The sequence below is a fragment of the Pseudonocardia sp. ZF1 genome (genome assembly GCF_056835605.1).
In genome coordinates this window covers 805,947-824,642 of sequence record NZ_JAJNBY010000001.1, presented here as the reverse complement: position 1 = coordinate 824,642, position 18,696 = coordinate 805,947, and the positions used below count along the sequence as shown (strand labels likewise).

Annotated in this window: 15 protein-coding genes; 3 read left to right on the top strand and 12 right to left on the bottom strand. The window is 73.8% G+C overall.

The annotated features are described in order from the left end of the window. Positions 1-6: 6 nt before the first annotated feature. The 9 genes from ZF1_RS04145 to metG all read right to left on the bottom strand — a co-directional run bounded on the left by ZF1_RS04145 (position 7) and on the right by metG (position 12,012). Positions 7-834 (bottom strand): ABC transporter permease, encoded by an 828-nt coding sequence (locus ZF1_RS04145; protein ID WP_482636517.1) that lies wholly within the window; start codon positions 832-834, stop codon positions 7-9. Further along, positions 831-1,790, bottom strand: coding sequence for an ATP-binding cassette domain-containing protein (locus ZF1_RS04140; RefSeq protein WP_482636516.1), 960 nt, complete (start codon positions 1,788-1,790; stop codon positions 831-833). Before ZF1_RS04140 ends, ZF1_RS04145 begins: the two co-directional genes overlap by 4 nt. Positions 1,791-2,068: 278 nt before the next feature. Continuing rightward, positions 2,069-3,871, bottom strand: a complete 1,803-nt coding sequence (locus ZF1_RS04135) for an ABC-F family ATP-binding cassette domain-containing protein (protein WP_482636515.1) — start codon at positions 3,869-3,871, stop codon at positions 2,069-2,071. 23 nt (positions 3,872-3,894) lie between these two features. Next, positions 3,895-4,884 carry a 4-(cytidine 5'-diphospho)-2-C-methyl-D-erythritol kinase gene (locus ZF1_RS04130; RefSeq protein WP_062400202.1) on the bottom strand — a complete coding sequence of 330 codons (990 nt, stop codon included), beginning with the start codon at positions 4,882-4,884 and terminating at the stop codon, positions 3,895-3,897. Between the two features lie 769 nt (positions 4,885-5,653). Beyond that, entirely contained in the window at positions 5,654-7,174 is a 1,521-nt protein-coding gene (locus tag ZF1_RS04125) for a DHA2 family efflux MFS transporter permease subunit (protein ID WP_405419418.1), read from the bottom strand. 7 nt (positions 7,175-7,181) lie between these two features. Next, entirely contained in the window at positions 7,182-8,081 is a 900-nt protein-coding gene (gene rsmA / locus ZF1_RS04120; protein ID WP_482638672.1) for a 16S rRNA (adenine(1518)-N(6)/adenine(1519)-N(6))-dimethyltransferase RsmA, read from the bottom strand. A gap of 134 nt (positions 8,082-8,215) precedes the next feature. Next, the gene (locus ZF1_RS04115; protein ID WP_482636514.1) at positions 8,216-9,127 is read right to left on the bottom strand and encodes a transglycosylase family protein; all 912 of its coding nucleotides are present in this window, start codon (positions 9,125-9,127) and stop codon (positions 8,216-8,218) included. A 264-nt stretch (positions 9,128-9,391) separates the two neighbouring features. Then, positions 9,392-10,225, bottom strand: coding sequence for a TatD family hydrolase (locus ZF1_RS04110; RefSeq protein ID WP_482636513.1), 834 nt, complete (start codon positions 10,223-10,225; stop codon positions 9,392-9,394). Beyond that, positions 10,222-12,012 (bottom strand): methionine--tRNA ligase, encoded by a 1,791-nt coding sequence (gene metG, locus ZF1_RS04105; RefSeq protein WP_482636512.1) that lies wholly within the window; start codon positions 12,010-12,012, stop codon positions 10,222-10,224. The genes ZF1_RS04110 and metG overlap by 4 nt, the downstream gene beginning before the upstream one ends. A 113-nt stretch (positions 12,013-12,125) precedes the next feature. On the opposite strand from metG, the gene ZF1_RS04100 reads away from it, so the two are divergent. Beyond that, on the top strand, positions 12,126-12,689 hold the full coding sequence (locus tag ZF1_RS04100; RefSeq protein ID WP_251787060.1) for a TetR/AcrR family transcriptional regulator: 564 nt from the start codon (positions 12,126-12,128) through the stop codon (positions 12,687-12,689). 6 nt (positions 12,690-12,695) lie between these two features. On the opposite strand, the gene ZF1_RS04095 is transcribed toward ZF1_RS04100, so the two are convergent. Continuing rightward, positions 12,696-14,525 carry a glycoside hydrolase family 15 protein gene (locus tag ZF1_RS04095; protein WP_405419426.1) on the bottom strand — a complete coding sequence of 610 codons (1,830 nt, stop codon included), beginning with the start codon at positions 14,523-14,525 and terminating at the stop codon, positions 12,696-12,698. Then, on the bottom strand, positions 14,522-15,931 hold the full coding sequence (gene zwf, locus ZF1_RS04090) for a glucose-6-phosphate dehydrogenase (protein ID WP_405419428.1): 1,410 nt from the start codon (positions 15,929-15,931) through the stop codon (positions 14,522-14,524). Before zwf ends, ZF1_RS04095 begins: the two co-directional genes overlap by 4 nt. A gap of 95 nt (positions 15,932-16,026) precedes the next feature. On the opposite strand from zwf, the gene ZF1_RS04085 reads away from it, so the two are divergent. Then, complete coding sequence (locus ZF1_RS04085; protein WP_073577611.1) at positions 16,027-16,509, top strand: cation:proton antiporter regulatory subunit; 483 nt, start codon at positions 16,027-16,029, stop codon at positions 16,507-16,509. A gap of 16 nt (positions 16,510-16,525) precedes the next feature. Further along, the gene (locus ZF1_RS04080) at positions 16,526-17,701 is read left to right on the top strand and encodes a cation:proton antiporter (protein ID WP_482636511.1); all 1,176 of its coding nucleotides are present in this window, start codon (positions 16,526-16,528) and stop codon (positions 17,699-17,701) included. A gap of 94 nt (positions 17,702-17,795) precedes the next feature. Here the strand turns inward: ZF1_RS04080 and rsmI are convergent, their stop codons facing one another. Beyond that, positions 17,796-18,671: a 16S rRNA (cytidine(1402)-2'-O)-methyltransferase gene (gene rsmI / locus ZF1_RS04075; protein ID WP_476653822.1), complete on the bottom strand. Its 876-nt coding sequence runs from the start codon at positions 18,669-18,671 to the stop codon at positions 17,796-17,798. Positions 18,672-18,696: the final 25 nt, after the last annotated feature.

The window sequence follows — 18,696 nt, the reverse complement described above, 5'->3', positions numbered from 1 at the left end:
GCGCCCTCAGGTGCGGCGGCGGTAGAGCGCGACGGCCAGGGGCGCGAAGACCACGACCAGGCCCGCGGAGGTCAGCAGCGACACCGTCGCCGCGCCACCCGCCGGCGCGCCGTCGAGCAGGGCGCGCACGGCGTCCGCGGTCCGCGAGACCGGGTTGACCGCGACGAAGCCTTGCAGCCAGCCGGGCATCGTCTGCGTCGGGACGAACACCGAGCTGGCGAACGTCAGCGGCAGCATGATCAACGCGGACAGTCCCTGCACCGAGCGGGGCTGCCTCACGACCATCGCGAGCGCGGTGAACACCCAGCACAGTCCGAACGCGAACGCGACGACCAGCCCGAACGCGGCGAGGATGCCGAGCGGACCCGCCGGGGTCCGGTAGCCGAGCGCGAACCCGAACCCCAGCATGATCACGCCGGAGGTCACGTAGCGGACGAGGTCCGCCCCGATCGCGCCGACCAGCGGGGCCGCGCGGGAGATCGGCAGGCTGCGGAAGCGGTCGAAGATCCCGGTCCTGAGGTCCTCGGCCAGGCCCACGCCGGTGCCCGCGGAGGCGAACACCACCGTCTGGAGCAGGACACCGGGCAGGGCGTAGTGCAGGTACTCCGTGCTGTTGCCGGCGATCGCGCCGCCGAAGACGTAGACGAACAGCAGCAGGAAGACGACCGGCTGCAGCGTGACGTCGATCAGCGCCTCCGGCGAGTGGATCGTCTTCACGATCCCGCGGCGGGCCAGCGACAGCCCGTGCCGCACCGTCGAGGGCAGCATCGGGGCGGAGCCGGCCGACCGGCCGGAGCTCGGGCTGGTGGGCGGGGTCTCGAGGGTGGCGGTCATCGGGGGCCTCCGGAGGTGGTCTCGGCCGCGTGGCCGGTGAGGGAGAGGAAGACGTCGTCGAGGCTGGGGAGCCGCAGACCGATCTCGGCGACGGCGACGCCCTCGGCCACCAGCCGGTCCTCGGTACGGCGCAGCGCACCGTGGTCGGCGACGGCCGCGGTGACCTCCCCGGACGGCTCGACCGTCGGCTCGGCGCCGGCCTCCTGCGCGACGACGGCGGCGACCAGCGGTGCCTCGCGCGGCAGCTCGGGGCGCACGTGCAGGCGTCGCCCGCCGGCCCGGGACTTCAGCTGCGCGGCCGTGCCCGAGGCGATGACCCGCCCCCGGTCCAGGACGACCAGGTCGTGCGCGAGCTGGTCGGCCTCCTCCAGGTACTGGGTGGTGAGCAGGACGGTGACACCGTCCTCGGCGAGCCGCCGCACGGCCTCCCACACCTCGTTGCGGTGCAGCGGGTCCAGCCCGGTGGTGGGCTCGTCGAGGAACAGCACCTCGGGGCGCCCGACGAGGCTCGCGGCCAGGTCGAGCCGCCGGCGCATGCCGCCGGAGTAGGTGCCGGCGCGGCGCCCGGCGGCGTCGGTGAGCCCGAAGCGCTCGATCAGCTCGACGGCGCGGGCCCGGGCGGCCGGGCGCGGCAGGTCGAGCAGCCTGCCGATCAGGTACAGGTTGTCGCGGCCGGTCAGGGACTCGTCGACGGCGGCGTACTGGCCGGTGAGGCCGATCAGGGAGCGGACCCCGGCGGCGTCGCCGACGACGTCGCGGCCGAGCACCGCGGCCCGGCCCGCCGAGGGCGGGAGCAGCGTGGCCAGCATGCGGACGGTCGTCGTCTTGCCAGAGCCGTTCGGCCCGAGCAGCCCGAGGACCTGTCCGCGCCCGGCGGAGAAGGAGATCCCGTCGACGGCGCGGACGTCACCGAAGGTCCGGACCAGGCCGTCGACCTCGACAGCGGGAGTGTTCATGCCGGTGAGCGTGCGCCCGGACGCTGACACGGCCCTGGTACGGCGCTGGCATCGCGGTGACAGCCGCGGGTGGCGGACTCACCGCCACGAGCCCGGTCCCGTCGCCACCCCCCGACTGTGGCGACGGAACCGGCCCGTCTCTCCCCCCCGCGCCCCGGCGAGGCTCCCCAGCCCGCCGTGATGCGAGTACGACGGTATCCGCGCACCCGGGGGCCGCGGATCGGTCGAACTACTGATCTCTTACCCGGGGTCTCTCCTACCTGGGTAGGAGAGACCCCTCATCCCTCGGCGCGCTCGGCGGCCTCGAGCCACTCCAGCTCGACGCTCTCGCGCTCGGCGACGACGGCCTTCAGCTCCCGGTCCAGCTCCATCAGCTTTCCGGGCTCGGTGGCGGCCTCGGCGAGCCGGGCGTGGAGCTTCTCCTCCTGCGCGGTGAGCTGCCCCATCCGTCGTTCCAGGCGCTGGGCGTCCTTGCGGGCGGCCCGCTGCTCCGCGGCGCTCGCCTTCGGCCCGGCCGCCTGTGCGACGGGCGCACCGGCCGGTACCGGCGCGGTCGGTGCGGCCCCGGCGGGGCCGTGGCCGGTGGCGGCACGGCGGGTCAGGTACTCGCCGATCCCGCCGGGCAGGTGGGTGAGGTGGCCGTCGCCGAACAGGGCGACGACCTGGTCGCACACCCGCTCGGTGAGGTACCGGTCGTGGCTGACGACCACCAGGGTGCCCGGCCAGCCGTCGAGGAGGTCCTCCAGCCCGGCGAGGGTGTCGACGTCCAGGTCGTTGGTGGGCTCGTCGAGCAGCAGGACGTTCGGCTCGTCCATCAGCAGCCGGGTCAGCTGCAGCCGCCGGCGCTCGCCACCGGACAGGCGCCCGACCGGGGTCCACTGGCGGGCCGCGGGGAACCCGAGCCGCTCCAGCACCTGCGACGCGGTCATCTCCTGCTTGCCGAACCGCACGTACTTGGCGACGGCCTCGGTGGCCTCCAGCACGCGCATCTCGGCGGGCAGGTCGACGAGCTCCTGCGACAGCTGCGCCATCTTCACGGTGCTGCCCTGGACGCGCCGGCCCGAGTCGAGCGCACGTTCCCCGGACAGGGCACGCAGCAGCGTCGTCTTGCCGGAGCCGTTGACCCCGACGATGCCGACCCGGTCGCCCGGGCCGAGCCGCCAGGTCACGTCGTCGAGCAGGGTGCGCCCGGCGAGGGAGACGGTCGCGTCCTCCAGCTCCAGCACGGTGCGCCCGAGCCGGTTGGTCGCGAACGCCATCAGCTCGACGGTGTCGCGCGGCGCGGGCACGTCGGCGATCAGGGCCTCCGCGGCCTCGATCCGGTAGCGGGGCTTCGAGGTCCGGGCGGGCGGACCGCGGCGCAGCCAGGCCAGCTCCTTGCGAGCCAGGTTGCGGCGGCGCTGCTCGGCGGCGTCGGCCTGCCTGCCGCGCTCGGCGCGGGCGTAGACCCAGTCGGCGTAGCCGCCGGTGTAGGACTCGACGCGCCCGTTCGCGACCTCCCAGGTCCGGGTGCAGACGGTGTCGAGGAACCAGCGGTCGTGGGTGACGACGACGAGTGCGATCCGCCGCGACGTCAGGTGCGTCGCGAGCCAGCCGATGCCCTCGACGTCGAGGTGGTTGGTGGGCTCGTCGAGGACGACGAGGTCGAGCTCCCCGATCAGCGCCGCGGCGAGCGCGACCCGGCGCTTCTCGCCGCCGGACAGGCCGTCGGTGGGGCGCTCGATGTCGGAGATGGCGAGCCCGTCGAGGACGTCGCGGACCCGGGCGTCGGCGGCCCACTCGTGGTCGGCGCCGTACTCGGCGAGGACGATGTCGCGCACCGTCGACCCGGCCGGGAAGCGGTCGTGCTGCACCAGGTGCGCCATCCGCAGGCCCCCGAGGCGGCTGACCCGGCCGCCCTCGACGGGCCGGTCGCCGGTGATCACGTCGAGCAGGGTCGACTTCCCGCCGCCGTTGAGGCCGACGACGCCGATCCGGTCGCCGCGCTCGACGCCGAGCGAGACACCGTCGAGCAGGACGCGGCTGGCGTCACCGGGCACGTGCGCGGTGACGTTCTCCAGGTTGAGCAGGTTCTCGGGCAACTACGTCTCCACCGTCGGTAAGGTCAGGCACGGACCGGGGGCCACGAGCCGGAGCTCGAGGGACCGCCGCGGTCGGGGGGGTGGTCGCCGCCGGTCTCGGAGGTGTCGACGATGCGGGCGCCGCCGGCCGGGCCGTGGGCGACCCGCACCGTCCGGCACACCCCCATCCCGGCGAGCTCGGTCGCGACCTCGACGGCGGAGTCGGCGTCGGCGCACAGGAACGCGCAGGTCGGCCCGGACCCGGACACCAGCCCGGCGAGCGCGCCGGAGTTGACCCCGGCGCGCAGGGTGCGGCGCAGGTCCGGGGCCATCGAGACGGCGGCCACCTGCAGGTCGTTGCCCAGGTTGAGCGCGAGCCGGCGCGGGTCCCCCGAGGACAGTGCCTCCAGGACGGGCTCGACCGGCCGCTCGGCGATCGGACCGTCGCCGCGCAGCCGGTCCAGCTCGGAGAACACCGCCGGCGTGGACAGCCCGCCCCGGGCCAGCGCGATCACCCAGTGCAGCCGGTGCCGGGCGAGCACGGGGATGATCTTCTCGCCGCGGCCGGTGCCGAGCGCGGTACCGCCGTGCAGGCCGAACGTGACGTCCGATCCGAGCTCGGCGGCCAGCTCGGACAGCTCGTCGCGGCCCAGCTCCAGCCGCCACAGCGAGGACAGCGCGACGAGCGTGCCCGCCGCGTCCGCGGAGCCGCCCGCCATGCCGCCCGCGACCGGGATGCCCTTGCGCAGGGTCACCCGCACGTCCGGGGCACGCCCGGCCTTCTCCGCGAGCAGCTCGACCGCCCGCCAGGCCAGGTTGGTGGCGTCCAGCGGCACCTCGGCGACGCCGTCGCCGTGCACCTCCAGCGCGGGCTCCTGGGCCTGCTCGACGGAGATCTCGTCGAACAGGCTGACGGCGTGGAACACCGTGACGAGGTCGTGGAAGCCGTCCGGCCGCACCCCGCCCACGGCGAGGTGCAGGTTGATCTTCGCGGGAACCCGGACGGTGACCGGTCGCGGCACGGCGGACAGCACCGCTCAACCCTACGGGCAGCACGGGACGGGCCGCCGCCGCCCGGCATCCGGGGTGGCCGGGCTCACCGGGCCGGCCGGGCTGCCGGTCCGCCGCGCTGCCTGATCCGGCCGCACTGCCCGGTCAGGCCGCACTGCCCGGTCAGGCCGCACTGCCCGGTCAGGCCGCACTGCCCGGTCAGGCCGCACTGCCCGGTCAGGCCGCACTGCCCGGTCAGGCCGCACTGCCCGGTCAGGCCGGCCGGCCGGACCCCGGCGGCCCGACCTCGGCCGATCCGACCCAGCCGATCCGACCCCGGCCGATCCGACCCCGGCCGATCCGACCCCGGCGGCGCGGCACCGGGTGACGCGGCAGGCCGATCAGCCCCGGTCACGGGCACCCGTCCCCCAACGAATCCGCTTACCCGGTAAGCGAGTTCGGAGAACCGGCACCCACGCGGGCCGATGGGTAGGACAGCGCTGCCGGTGGGACGGCCACCGCCCGATCTACCACCGTCGGCACCGGGATCGTCCCCACCGACACCGTCTCTCCGGCGAACTCGCTTACCGGGTGAGCGAATTCGCACAACAGGCATCCGCGACCGCCCGGCGCGGACCGCCCGAGGCGGATCGCCCGGCGCGGATCCCACTCGGTGCAGACCTCACGGGTGCAGACCTCACGACCAGACGGTCTGGGCGGCACGGCGGAGCGCCGAGGACCGCCGCCCGACCGATCACCCGGCCCACCGCCGACGCCCGCTCCCGGAGGAGACGCCCGCTCCCGGAGGAGGAGCTACCGGGGGAGCGACTCCGCGGAGCCGGTGCGCTCCGTGGCGGCGCGGTGCTCGACCAGGTGGCGCGGCGTCGCGAAGCAGGCGACGGCCACGAACCCGATCACCAGCACGGCCGCGGGCAGCAGCATCGACTGGGCCATCGCCGTCGCGAAGGGCTCGCGGAGCACCTCGGGCAGCGGGCCGCCGGTCGCGGCGGCCTCCGGGGAGCCGCCGGTCGCCGACGCGCCCGGGACGAGCGCGGCGATCCGCGACTCCATGAGCACCGCGATGCCCGCGCTGCCGAGCACCGCGCCGACCTGACGGGTCGTGTTGTAGACACCCGAACCGGATCCGGCCTGGTCCATCGGCAGGTTGCGGGTGGCGCTGGTGGAGATCGGCGCCCAGACGCAGGAGTTGGAGATGCCGAGCAGGGTGAGCGGCAGCAGCAGCTGCCAGACCGGGGTGTCCGGGCCCATCACCCATGCCAGCCAGGCCAGCGCGATGACGAACGTCGACATCCCGAAGCCGCCGATCAGCCGCGGGTGGACGCGGTCGGTCAGCCGCCCGGTGTACGGCGCGAGCGCGCCGGAGAAGATCGCCAGTGGCGCGAGCAGCAGCGCGGCCTGGGTCGGGGTGAAGCCGCGCACACTCTGCGCGTAGATCATCAGCGGGAAGCCCTGCGCGGTGATCGCGAAGCCGACGGTGCAGATCGCGATGTTGGCCAGCGAGAAGTTGCGGTCCCGGAACAGGCGCAGCGTGACCAGCGGCTCGCTGGTGGTGACCCGCTGCCACCACACGAACGCGACCAGCACGACGACGCCGCTGCCGATCAGCGCCCAGATCCCGGCACTCCAGCCGAACTTCTGGCCCTCCTGGATGCCGAAGACCAGCAGGAACATGCCCGCTGCGGACAGCACCACGCCGACGACGTCGAACCGGCGGCGCGAGGTCTCGAGCGAGGGCACCAGCCGCCAGGCGGCGACGAAGGCGATCACCCCGACCGGGACGTTCACGAAGAAGATCCACTCCCAGCCGAGGCCGCCGACGAGGAGCCCGCCGACGATCGGCCCGGTGAGTGTCGCGACGCCGGCGACGGCGCCCCACAGGCTCATCGCGCGCCCGCGCTGGGCCGCCGGGAAGGTCCGGGTGATGACGGCCATGGTCTGCGGCGTCATCATCGCGGCGCCGAGGCCCTGGGCGACCCGCGCGACGATCAGGGCGCCGACGGTCGTCGTGAGCCCGCACCACAGCGAGGCCAGGGTGAACACCGCGAGCCCGCACAGGTAGACCCGCTTGGGCCCGAACCGGTCCCCCAGCCGCCCGGTGACCAGCAGCGGGACGACGTAGGCGAGCAGGTAGGCGCTGGTCACCCAGACGACGGAGTTGACGTCGGCGTCCAGCGAGGTCAGGAGCGCGGGCGTCGCGACGGTGACGATGGTGGCGTCGACCAGGATCATGAAGAACCCGATCACCAGCGCCCACAGCGCGGGCCACGGGTTCGTCCCGTCGGCGCTGACCACCTGTTCCCTCGACCGCGTCACCACGCCATCATGCGCCGCCCCCGGCACGGTCCGGTCGGGTGGGAGGGTGCCCAGCCGGGCGGTTCCGGGCGATCCGGGCGAAGTCGGACACCGCCAGGGTCTCGGCGCGGGCGGTGGGGTCGACCCCCGCGGCGCGCAGGGCCTGTTCGGCCGCCGCGGCCGAGCCGGCCCAGCCCGACAGTGCTCCCCGCAGCACCTTGCGACGCTGCGCGAAGGCCGCGTCGACGACCGCGAAGGTCGCCGCCCGGTCGGCGTCGGCGGGCGGGTCGTGCCGGGTGAAGGCCAGCAGCCCGGAGTCGACGCCGGGGACCGGCCAGAACACCGCGCGCGGCACCGGCCCGGCCCGGCGGGCGGCCGCGTACCAGGCGAGCTTGGCGCTGGGGGCGCCGTACTCGCGCGAGCCGGGTCCGGCGGCGAGCCGGTCGGCGACCTCCGCCTGCACCATGACCAGCCCGGTCCGCAGCGACGGCAGCTCGGCGAGCAGATGCAGGATCACCGGCACCGCGACGTTGTAGGGCAGGTTCGCGACGATCGCGGTGGGCGGCGCCGCACCGGGCCCGGCGTCGGCCGCGAGCCGGTCCGCGCCGACCCGCATGGCGTCGGCCCCGGTCACGGTGAGACGACCGGCCAGCTCGGGGGCGCGCTCAACGACGGTGGCGGGGAGCAGCCCGGCCAGCACCGGGTCGATCTCGACGACGTGCACCCGGGCCGCGACCGGCAGCAGCGCCAGGGTGAGCGAGCCGAGACCGGGGCCGACCTCGAGGACGACGTCGTCACCGTCGACACCGGCGGACTTCACGATCCGGCGGACGGTGTTGGCGTCGTGGACGAAGTTCTGGCCGAGCTTCTTGGTGGGGCGCAGACCGAGCCGCTCGGCCAGCACCCGGACGTCGGCCGGGCCCAGCAGGCGGGCGGTGGCGGCGGTCCGGCTCCGGTCGCCGTCGGCGTCGGCGTCGATGCTCCGGCTCCGGCCGCCGTCGGTCCCGTGGTCACTCACGGCACCCATTCTCGCCGGGCACCCCGGGCGGGGTGCGTGCGGGATCAGCTCAGGCCGAGCTTGGAGGAGCAGGACGGCCAGGCACTGTAGCCGCCGCGGTCGTCCTTGACCTTCTCCGCGACCGCGATCTGCTCCTCGCGGGAGGCCTGGTCCGCGGTCGGGGCGTACTGCCCGCCGCCGTAGGCCTGCCAGGTCTGCTTGTTGAACTGCAGCCCGCCCTGGTAGCCGTTGCCGGTGTTGATCGCCCAGTTGCCGCCGGACTCGCACTTGGCCAGCTTGTCCCAGGTCGCGCCGTTCGAGACCGCGGGCGCCGCGGACTTCGCCTTCGCGGCGGCCTTCTCGACGGTCTCCTCGACCTTCTTCTTGGTGCCGACCTTGACGACGCGCGGCATGGCCGGAGTGTCCTGACCGGCGCCGACGCGCTCGCGGGCGATCTCGCGGCCCTGGTCGTAGGTGACCCGCCAGATGATGCTGCGGGCGCCCTCGCGGCCCGGGTCGACGACGGTGCGGGTGCCCTCGTCGAGCGACGGGTCCTGCACCTCCTGCTCCGGCGCCGGGAGCTTCTGCGACTCGACGATCTGGGCGTTCACGATGTCCGAGCCGGTGGTCGGGGCGGCGACCGGGGCGAACGACGCGGGCGAGGAGGGCCGGTCGAGGTTCATCGACGCCGTGCCGAGGTCGGTGGCGTTCGCGGCGAGCCCGGCCTGGAGCTCCTGGGCGGGCTGCTCGGCCGGGGCGGTGAGCACCGCGGCGGCGAGGCCGCCGGTGGGGACCGAGAACAGCGCGGCCGCAGCGGCCGTCCGGACCCCGGCCCGGGAGCGGGCACCGGCGGTGCGGTGACGGCCCTCGTAGGTGACGTACCCGGCCTCGTCGCCGGCGAGACCGGCGGGCGCGATGACGGGGAGCGGTCGCGTGAGCTCGTCGTCGGCGAGCGGTGCGGCGTGACGCGAAGACATGACTTCCCGGGGGCTCGGCTGTCCGGGAAGGGCCATGACCTGCGGGAACGACGACCGGCGCGGTGCCGGGGAGCGGAACCGTCGCTGGGGAGCGGACCGGTCGTCGTCCCGCGGGTCGGGGGAGCGACCCCGTCCCGGCGGGTACGACGACGGACGTTAGCGGACCGTGACCCGGCGCAGCGTTTCCGACGCGCGCGTGGCGACGAGCGGACGGTGGTCGACGGTGAGTGACGACAACCCCGCCACTCGTCACGGCGGACGGCGTCAATCGGTTGTGCGCAGCCGGAAGATCCGTTCGGCGTTGCGGCGGGCCGTCTCGGCGACGAGGGCCTCGGACTCCCCGCGGGTCGCGGCGATCCCCCGCACGGTCCACGGCAGCACGTAGGGCTCGTTGGCGCGGCCGCGGTGCGGGTGCGGGGTGAGGAACGGCGCGTCGGTCTCCACGAGGTACTGCCCGGCGGGCACCAGCGCCGCGGCGGCGCGCAGCTCGTGGTTGTTCTTGAAGGTGACGGGCCCGGCGAAGGACAGGACGTACCCGGCGTCGGCGCACTCCCGGGCCATCGCGGCGTCGCCGGAGAAGCAGTGGAAGACGACGGTGTCCGGGGCGCCCTCCTCGCGGAGGATGCGCAGGACGTCGTCGTGGGCGTCCCGGTCGTGGATCATCAGCGGCTTGCCGGTGCGCTTGGCCAGCCCGATGTGCCAGCGGAACGCGTCCTGCTGCGCGGCGGGCGGGCTGTGGTCCCAGTAGTAGTCCAGGCCGGTCTCGCCGATCGACACGACACGGTCGTCGGCGGCCAGCCGCTCGATCTCGGCGAGGTCGGCGGCCGGTACCCGTGCCGTCCGGGTGGGGTGCAGCGCGACGGCCGCCCACACCCGGTCGTCGGCATGCGCGGCGCGGACGGCGAACCGCGCGCCGTCGAGGTCGTCGGCGATGGTGACCGCGCCGACGACGCCGACCGCCGCCGCCCGGTCCATCGCGGCGACGACGTCGGCGCCGGTCTCGCAACCGCACGCGTCGAGGTGGGTGTGGCTGTCGATCGTCGGCGCGGCGAGCGGCTCCGGCGGCTCGGGACGCGGCCGGCGGCCGTGTCCGCTCACTTCCGGACCGGGGCCCACTCCGGCCCGGTCTCCCCCAGCTCGGGCGCGAGCTTGGCGATGATCGGCGACGGCTTGGCCAGCGGGCGTCCCACCTCGATCGGCGTCGCCCCCCAGTGGGCCTGCTCGGCGGCGTAGTCGCCGGTGAGGACCGGGTAGGCGGGGCCGTCGCCGAGGTCGTCGACGGTCGTCTTCTCCGGCTGCGCGGCCCACACCCCGGTACCACCGAGCGCCTCGTGCACCTTCTGCGCCGCGTGCGGCAGGAACGGGGTCAGCAGGGTGTTGGCGTCCTGCACGACCTGGAGCGCGGTGTGCAGGATCGTGTCCCGGCGCTCCGGGTCGTCCTTGCGCTTCCACGGCTCCTGGTCCGACAGGTACCGGTTCGCGGCGGTGACCACGCGCATCGCCTCACCCGCGGCCTGCTTGAACCGGTTCCGCGCGAGCAGCCCGCCGACGGTGTCGAACCCGGCCCGCGAGTACGCGAGCAGCTCGGCGTCGGCCTGCTGCGGCGCCGTCGGCGTGGGGACCGCGCCCACGTTCTTGTGGGCCATCGAGATGGACCGGTTGACCAGGTTGCCCCACTCGTTGGCCAGCTCGAAGTTCACCCGGCGGACGAACTCGTCCCAGGTGAAGTCGACGTCCTGGTTCTCCGGCCCGGCGACGGCGATGTGGTAGCGCAGCGCGTCCGGCCCGAACTCGCGCAGGAAGTCGCCGACGTAGATGACGGTGCCGCGGCTGGTCGAGAACTTCGACCCGCTCATCGTCAGGTACTCCGAGGACACGACCTCGCTGGGCAGGTCGAGCGTCCCGTACGGCCCGGGCTCGCCGCCGCGGTCGCCCGCGCCGTTCTGCCCGAGCAGGATCGCCGGCCACATCACCGAGTGGAAGGTGATGTTGTCCTTGCCCATGAAGTAGAAGGCCTCGGCGGCCGGGTCGGTCCACCACTGCTTCCACGCGTCCGGGTCCGGGCCGCGGCGGGCCCACTCCACCGAGGCGGACAGGTAGCCGATGACGGCGTCGAACCAGACGTAGATCTTCTTGAGCGGGTTGTCCGACCAGAGGTCGAGCGGGACGGGCACGCCCCACTCCAGGTCGCGGGTGATGGCGCGCGGCTTGAGGTTCTCCACCAGGTTGGCGGAGAACTTGAGCACGTTGGGGCGCCAGTCGGTGCGGGTCGACAGCCAGCTGCCGAGCGCCTCGGAGAAGGCGGGCAGGTCGAGGAAGAAGTGCTCGGTCTCGACGAACTTCGGCGTCTCCCCGTTGATCCGCGAGCGCGGGTTCCTGAGGTCGGCCGGGTCGAGCTGGTTGCCGCAGTTGTCGCACTGGTCGCCGCGGGCGCCGTCGTAGCCGCAGATCGGGCAGGTGCCCTCGATGTAGCGGTCGGGCAGGGTGCGGCCGGTGGACGGGCTGATCGCGCCCAGCTGCGTCTTCGGGACGACGTAGCCGTTCTTGTACAGCGCGGTGAACATGTCCTGCACGACGCGGTAGTGGTTCGACGTCGTGGTCCGGGTGAACAGGTCGTAGCTGAGCCCGAGACCCTGCAGGTCGTCGGTGATCACGCCGTTGTACTTGTCGGCGAGCTGGCGCGGGGTCAGCCCCTCGGCGTCGGCCTGGACCTGGATCGGGGTGCCGTGCTCGTCGGTGCCGGACACCATCAGCACCCGGTCCCCCGCCATCCGCCGGTACCGGGCGAACACGTCGGAGGGCACACCGAAGCCGGACACGTGGCCGATGTGCCGGGGGCCGTTGGCGTAGGGCCACGCCACGGCGGTCAGCACGGCTTTACTCATGCCCTCCAGCGTATTCACCGTCGCCATCCCGTTCTGCGGCGGCACATCACCAAAGATGGGGATAGCTCGCGGAGACGGGTGTCGTTCCCCCTGCTGGTGTCATAGTGGCGCCCATGGACCGGGGTGAACGGGACCGCGAGGCACTCCTCGACGCGGCCCTGCAGCAGTGGGTGGACGGCGGGTGGCCCGCCATCGACCCGTCCTCGGCCGCGGAACGGGCCGGGCTGCCCGCTTCCGCCGCGGCGGAGTTCGCCTCGGGCGTGGAGCTCGGGTGCGCGGTGTTCGACCACGTCGTCGACGAGCGCGCCGCCGCCACGATGGCCGCGGTGCAGTCGGCGGCCCCGAACCCGGCCGCCCAGATCAGGGCCGCCCTCACCGCGTGGTTCGACGACGTCGACCGCGACCCGCGCCGGGTCGTGGCGCTGGTCGACGCGGTCGGCTGTCCTGCGCTGCTCGCGCGCCGCCGCAGCGCCAACCGCGGCTTCGCCGAGCTGATGGTCAGCGGCGCCGCCGACACCCGGATCGAGCCCGACGACCTGCGCGTCGCCGGGCACTTCTGCCTCGGCGGGATGGGCGAGATCGTGCTGGCCTGGCTGGACCCGGAGAGCCCCGTGACCCGCGAGCAGGCCCTGCGCCACGGGGTCCGGCTCTACGAGTCCTGCCTGTTCACCCGCTGAACGGCCTCACCCCAGCGCCCGGTCCAGGTTGATCGCGGAGCTGATCAGCGACAGGTGCGTGAACGCCTGCGGGAAGTTCCCCAGCTGCTCCCCGGTCAGGCCGATCTCCTCGGCGTAGAGGCCCAGGTGGTTGCCGTAGGAGAACATCTTCTCCAGCGCGATCCGGGCCTGTTCCAGGCGGCCGGCCCTGGTCATCGCCTCGACGTTCCAGAACGAGCACATCGAGAACGTGCCCTCCTCGCCGTCGAGACCGTCCGGCGAGTCCTCGACGTCGTAGCGGAACACCAGGGTGTCGACGACGAGGTCGTCGTTGATCGCGTCCAGGGTCGCCAGGAACCGCGGCTCGGTGGGCGCGCAGAACTTCACCATCGGCATCAGCAGCACCGAGGCGTCCAGCGTGGTCGCGCCGTAGCGCTGCACGAACGACCCGCGCGGCGGCACGTCGGGGTCCCAGCCGCGGTCCATGATCTGGTGGTAGATCTCGTCGCGGGTGGTGGTCCAGGCCCCGACGTCGCCGGGCAGGCCGCGCCGGCGCGCCATCCGGATCATCCGCTCGACCGCGACCCAGCACATGAGCCGGGAGAACACGTGGTCCTGGCGGCCCGCACGGGTCTCCCAGATGCCCTCGTCCGGGGAGTCCCAGTGCTCGCGCAGCCAGTCGAGGATCGTGCAGAGGTTCGTCCAGTCCTCGTGGCCGACGCCGTCGCCGTACTTGTCGTACAGGTAGACCGAGTCGATGATCTCGCCGTAGATGTCGAGCTGCAGCTGGTCCGCGGCGCCGTTGCCGGCCAGCACCGGGCGCGAGCCGCGGTAGCCGTCGAGGTGGTCGAGCTCGACCTCGTCGGGGGTCTCGTCGCCGTCGATCGTGTACATCACGCGCAGCGGACCCTGGTCCCCGTCGCGGGTGCTCCCGAACCGGCCCGACAGCCAGCCGATGAACGCGCCCGCCTCCTCGGTGAACCCGAGCCGCAGCAGCGCGTAGAGGGTGAACGCGGCGTCACGCATCCAGACGTAGCGGTAGTCCCAGTTCCGCTCGCCGCCCAGCTGCTCGGGCAGCCCCATCGTCGGCGACGCGATCACCGCGCCGGTCGGCTCGTGGGTGAGCAGTTTGAGGGTGAGCGCGGAGCGGTGGACGCGCTCGCGCCACCGCCCCGTGTACGACGAGTGCGCCAGCCAGTCCTTCCAGAACGAGACGGTCCCGGTGAACAGGGCCTCCGCGGCGTCGTCGCAGGGGGTGGGCTCCCCGGTCGCGTCCACCTCCAGCACGAACACCTCGGTGCGGCCCTCGGCGGTGCGGAACTCCGCGCCCGCGGCGTGGTCGGTGATCTCCAGCTCCACCGACGACGTCAGGTCCAGGGTGACGCCGCTGCCGGTGAACCGGATGCCGGCGCCCGCGCTCTCGACCTTCGGGGTCTCCCGGGCGTAGTCGGGTCGCGGGACCACCTCGACGGTCATCGGCACCGACCCGCGGACCCCGGTCACCCGGCGGACGAGCCGCTGGCGGTGGTCGGGGTCGTGCGGGCGCAGCACCACCATGAGGTCCTGCACCTCGACGATGCCGTCGGCGGTGAGGAAGCGGGTGATGAGGATGTTGGAGTCGGGGTAGTAGAACTGCTGCTGGCTGGCGAGCTGGGTCTCGTCGACGCACGGCGCGAGCCTCCAGTGGCCGCCGCGGTCGGCGTCGAGCAGCGAGGCGAAGACGCTGGGCGCGTCGAACCGGCCCGGGCAGAACCAGTCGACGGTGCCGTCGGTGCCGACGAGCGCCGCGGAGCGCAGGTCGCCGATGATCCCGTGCTCGGCGATCGGGAGGTAGCGCTCGCTGCGCGAGGGGCTCACTCCGGCACCCGCCAGCCGCGCGGGCCGGGCAGGTCGAGCGCGTCCTGCGGGCCCCAGGACCCGTCGGGGTAGGTCTGCGTCCGCGGCGGGTCGGCGAGGACCGGGTCGCACAGCTCCCAGAGCCGCTCGACCTCCTCGGTGGTGGTGAACAGTGTGCGGTCCCCCTTCATGACGTCCAGGAGCAGCCGCTCGTAGGCCTCCAGCGCGTCGTCGGGGTCACCGACGCTGTCGAGGTCCAGCCGCATCCGGCCGCGGCCGACCTTCAGCTCCGGGCCGGGGACCTTCGCCCGGACGTCGAGCTCGGCCGACACCTGGTCGGCCAGCTCGATCACGAGCTCGGTGGGCGGCCCGTCCTGGGCGTCGCCCGTGAACGACCCGCCCGGGAACATGGTCAGCGCCGGCTCGTCGAAGCCGATCGTCACGGTGCGCCGGGTCGCACCCATCGCCTTGCCGGTGCGCAGGAAGAACGGGACGCCGAACCAGCGCCAGTTGTCGACGTAGGTCTCCAGCGCGACGAACGTCTCGGACTCCGAGTCGTCGGCGACACCCTCCTCGTCGCGGTAGGAGGCGTACTGGCCGAACACCACCCGCGACGGGTCGAGCGGCCGGATCGATCCGAACACCTTCGCCTTCTCCGCGTGCAGCGCGTCCGGCGCGATCTCGTGCGGCGGCTCCAGCGCGACGAACCCGAGGATCTGGAACAGGTGCGTGGAGATCATGTCGCGGAACGTGCCGGTGGACTCCATGAACGACGCCCGGCCCTCGATCCCGATCTCCTCGGGGACGTCGATCTGCACGTAGCGGATGTTCTGGCGGTTCCACACCGGCTCGAACAGACCGTTCGCGAAGCGCAGCGCGAGGATGTTCTGCACCGACTCCTTGCCGAGGAAGTGGTCGATGCGGAAGATGTCGGCCTCGTCGTAGACGTCCTTCAGGCCCGCGTTCAGCTCCTTCGCGGACTCCAGGTCGGTGCCGAACGGCTTCTCCAGCACCAGCCGGGAGCGCTCGGCGATGCCGGTCTCCCCCAGCATCGCGACCATCGGGGTCATCGCGGTCGGCGGCACGGAGAGGTAGACGAGCCGGCGCACGTCGTCGGAGCCGAGGTCCTTCTCCGCGCGCCGCACCGCGTCGGCGAGGTCGGCGCCGTCGTCGGCGTCGGAGACGACGAAGCTCAGCCGCGGCGCGAAGTCGTCCCAGCCGGTGTCGTCGGACAGGGCGCCGCGGATGCGGTCGCGGAACTCGTCGTCGGAGCCGGGCGAGTGCCGGCCGGACCCGATGACCCGGAAGTCCTCGGGGAGCAGCCCCTCGTTCTGCAGGTGGAGCAGACCCGGGAAGAGCTTGCGCTTCGCCAGGTCGCCGGTGGCGCCGAACAGCACGATCACGTGCGGGGGCAGGTCCGAAGGCATGATCCCCGGCTACCCCCGGGCGGGCCCGGTCATTCGGCGGCGCCGGTCACGAGCGTGTTTCCGACGGCCGGTGTGCGCGGCGTACCGTTGCAGGGGTGAACGTCGACGTGACGCCGCTGCCCGGGATCGGGGTGCGGAAGGAGATCGAGCTGCGCAGCGGCCGCCGGGTCGGGGTCATCGCGCACCGCGACGGGAAGATCGACCTGATCCTCTCCCGTGCCGACGACCCGGACGCCTGCGTCGCGGAGCTGCCGCTGACCACCGAGGAGGCGGGCGCCCTGGCGAACCTGCTCGGCGCCCCGCAGCTGGTCAACCAGCTGAAGGACGAGCACGCGGACCTCCCGGGCATCACCACCCGCAAGATGCCGATCAAGCTCAACAGCCCGTTCGACGGCCGCCCGCTCGGCGACACCGCGCTGCGCACCCGCACCCAGGTGTCGGTGGTCGCGATCATGCGCGCGGGCCAGGTGATCCCGTCGCCGACGCCGGACCACGTGCTGGCGGCCGGGGACATCGTGATCGCCGTCGGGACGGCCGAGAAGCTGGAGCAGGCCGCCGACATCCTCGCGCGCGGCTGAGGCCGCCCCGGTAGTCGTGGACCACACCGCACTCGAACTGCTCGAACTCGGCGCCGTTTTCTTCGGGCTCGGCCTGCTCGGCAGGCTCGCCCAGCGGATCGGCCTGTCCCCCATCCCGCTCTACCTGCTCGGCGGCCTCGCGTTCGGGGCGGGCGGCGTCATCCCACTGGGCGACATCGGCGACTTCACCTCGCTGGCCGGCGAGGTCGGCGTCGTCCTGCTGCTCCTGCTGCTCGGGCTCGAGTACTCCGCGGTCGAGCTGGTCACGGGGCTGCGCCGGTCCTGGACGGCCGGGATCGTGGACATCGTGCTCAACGCCGCGCCCGGCGTCGCCGTCGCGCTGGTCCTGGGCTGGGGCGCGGTCGGGGCGATGGTGCTGGGCGGGGTCACCTACATCTCCTCCTCCGGGATCGTCGCGAAGGTGCTGTCGGACCTGGGCCGGCTCGGCAACCGGGAGACGCCGGTGGTGCTGTCGGTGCTGGTCTTCGAGGACCTGGTGATGGCGCTCTACCTGCCGATCCTCACGGCGCTGCTGCTCGGCGTGACGCTGTGGGGCGGGATCAGTGCGGTCGCGGTGTCGCTCGCGGTGATCTCGGTGGTGCTGGTCGTGGCCCTGCGCTACGGCCGCTACGTCTCGGCCGTCGTCGACTCCGACGACCGCGAGGTGTTCCTGCTCAAGGTGCTCGGCGCCGCGCTGCTGGTCGCCGGGTTCGCCCAGGCCATGCAGGTGTCCGCCGCGGTGGGCGCGTTCCTGCTGGGCATCGCGATCTCCGGCTCGACCGCGGAGAACGCGACGAAGCTGCTGGAGCCGCTGCGGGACCTGTTCGCCGCGGTGTTCTTCGTGGTGTTCGGGCTGTCGACCGACCCGCGGGCCATCCCGCCGGTGCTCGGCTGGGCGCTCGTGCTCGCCGTGTCGACGGCCGCGACCAAGTACACGACGGGCTGGTGGGCGGCGAAGCGCGCACGGATCGGGCGGATGGGCCGGGCCCGCGCCGGGGCCGCGCTGATCGCCCGCGGGGAGTTCTCGATCGTCATCGCCGGGCTGGCCGTCGGCTACGCCGCCGTGCCCGCCGAACTGTCCGCGCTGGCCACGGCGTACGTGCTGATCATGGCGGTGCTCGGCCCGATCGCCGCCCGCTACGTCGAGCCCGTCATGCGGGCGATCCCGACGCGCACCCCCGCGACGGCCTGACCGCCCGCTCGCCCCGCCCTGCCCGCCGTCGCACCCCACCGGGGGCCGTCGCACCCGCCGCGACGGGTGCGGCGACAGCGCGCGGGGTGCGGTGTCAGTCCCGGGCGGCGAGGGTCGCGTTGTAGAGGTCCCGCTTCGGCACGCCCGCGGCCTCGGCGACGGCGGCGACGGCGTCCTTGAGACGCTCGCCGTCGTCGGTGCGTTCCCGGACGGCGTCGACCAGCGACTCGACCGGCGGCGCCTCCCGGGCCTCGGCGCCGGCAAGCACCACGGTCACCTCCCCGAGCACGTCGCCGGAGGTGGCCCAGGAGTGCAGCTCGGCCAGGGTGCCGCGCACGACCTGCTCGTGGGTCTTGGTCAGCTCCCGGCACACCGCGGCACGCCGGGTCTCCCCCAGTACCGCGACGGCGTCGGCGAGGGTGTCCGCGGTCCGCCGCGGCGACTCGAAGAACACCACGGCGCGGCGCTCGTCGCGCAGGGTCTCCAGCCACCGGCGGCGCTCGCCGGAGCGGCGCGGCGGGAAGCCGTCGAAGCAGAACCGCTCGCACGGCAGCCCGGACAGGACCAGTGCCGTGGTCACCGCGGACGGGCCGGGCGCGCAGGTGACCGGGAGGTCCTCCGCGGCGGCCGCGGCGACGAGCCGGTAGCCCGGGTCGGAGACGGCGGGCATGCCGGCGTCGGACACGACCAGCACGGTCGCGCCGTCGCGGACCGCGGACAGCAGGCCGGGCAGCCGCTCGGCCTCGACGGCGTCGTAGTGGCTGACGATGCGGCCGGTGTAGGTGACCGGCAGCGCCGCGGCGAGGGTCCGGAACCGGCGGGTGTCCTCGGCGGCGATGACGTCGGCGGTGGCGATCAGCTCCCGCAGCCGCGGCGACGCGTCCCGCGGGTCGCCCAGCGGGGTCGCGGCCAGGACGAGGCGACCGGTCGTCGTCGCCGTGTCGGGCGTGGAGTCGGGGGCGGGAGTCACGTCGGCCAGCCTACGATCGGACGCG

What these genes read in the sequence shown, in the direction of transcription:
- ZF1_RS04100 (WP_251787060.1), top strand. Translation starts at nt 12,126, where the DNA reads ATGGACCGGGGTGAACGGGACCGCGAGGCACTCCTCGACGCGGCCCTG.
- metG (WP_482636512.1), bottom strand. Translation starts at nt 12,012, where the DNA reads ATGAGTAAAGCCGTGCTGACCGCCGTGGCGTGGCCCTACGCCAACGGC.
- zwf (WP_405419428.1), bottom strand. Translation starts at nt 15,931, where the DNA reads ATGCCTTCGGACCTGCCCCCGCACGTGATCGTGCTGTTCGGCGCCACC.
- ZF1_RS04140 (WP_482636516.1), bottom strand. Translation starts at nt 1,790, where the DNA reads ATGAACACTCCCGCTGTCGAGGTCGACGGCCTGGTCCGGACCTTCGGT.
- ZF1_RS04115 (WP_482636514.1), bottom strand. Translation starts at nt 9,127, where the DNA reads ATGTCTTCGCGTCACGCCGCACCGCTCGCCGACGACGAGCTCACGCGA.
- ZF1_RS04145 (WP_482636517.1), bottom strand. Translation starts at nt 834, where the DNA reads ATGACCGCCACCCTCGAGACCCCGCCCACCAGCCCGAGCTCCGGCCGG.